This is a genomic window from Mesorhizobium sp. M2A.F.Ca.ET.067.02.1.1, from assembly GCF_004023285.1.
In the GTDB taxonomy this organism is placed as follows: Bacteria; Pseudomonadota; Alphaproteobacteria; order Rhizobiales; family Rhizobiaceae; genus Mesorhizobium.
The window spans coordinates 1-1,071 of the sequence record NZ_RZSB01001197.1 but is presented as its reverse complement, the minus strand read 5'-3'; the positions used below and the strand labels follow the sequence as shown (position 1 = coordinate 1,071).

Sequence of the window (1,071 nt, the reverse complement as noted above, 5' to 3'; positions counted from 1 at the left end):
ACATTGCGCAGATAGGGCCCCCAGCCGAGCTGCATGCCATAGAGCGGCGCGTTCTCGACGACATTGCCGGAAACCGTCGTGTCGGCCTCGGCGCTGATGCCGACGCCGAAACCGGGCGGATCGGCGGTGTAAGGGCCAACCGTCGTCAGGTTGCGCACGATGTTGTTCGAGCAGACGGCCATGCGGCCGCCTTCGTTGAAATTGACGATCGAGATACCGTTGGCGGCGCCGTCGACGAGGTTGTTGCTGAGGATCGCGCCTTCGAAGGAGAATTCCGAATAGATCCCGGTCTCGCCGGAGCGCGAGCAGGTGTTGCCGGTGATCTGCAAATTGCTGGCGCTGTTGGCGCGGATCGCGGTGAAGGCGCAGTCAGAGACAACGTTGCCGGAGATGATGACGTTGCCGGCGCGGAAGGCATTGATGCCGTTGCCGTTCTGGCCGGTGCCGCCGCTGCGCGCGCCGATCCGCCGGACGCGGTTGCCGCTGACGATGGTGCCGTCTTCCGCCGCCTGCCAGCGATGCACCAGGATGCCGCCATTGGCGCAGTCGGACACGGTGTTGCCGGAAATCTCTAGCCCGCCGGCCTCGACCGAATAGATGCCGGCATCCGCCGCGCCGGAAATATCGCAGCGGCCGATGCGGCCGACGGCGTGCTCCAGCGCCAGCCCGTTCTTGCCGCTGCCGGTCACCTGGCAATTGTCGATTGTCAGATGGGCGACGCGGCGCAGGTCGAGCAGCCCCTGCGCGTAGTCGGCCAGCCAGCGGTTGCTGCCGTCGAAGACGAGGCCAGTCAGCTCGATATGCTCTGCCTGTTCCGCCATCATCAGATGGCCGTTGCCGCCATAGACGATGCGCGTCGCTCCCGGCACGCCCGACAGGCGCACGCGGGCAGGCAGCTTCAGGTTCGAGACGAGATAGGTGCCGGGCGGCAGGAACACCGGCTGGTCGCGATCGCTGGCCTCGGCCAGCATTTTGGCGAAAGCCTTGCTCTGGTCGTCGACCGCGCCTGGCTGCACGCCGATCTCGGTGGCATCGATCGAGCCGCGCATCGCGGCCATCTCGATGCCGGGC

1 protein-coding gene is annotated in these 1,071 nt (G+C 66.5%); it reads right to left on the bottom strand.

The window, feature by feature from the left end; translation table 11 throughout:
• Positions 1-1,071 (bottom strand): TIGR03808 family TAT-translocated repetitive protein (locus EOA28_RS36700; protein ID WP_128315889.1); only part of this gene is annotated, 1,071 nt, incomplete at both ends.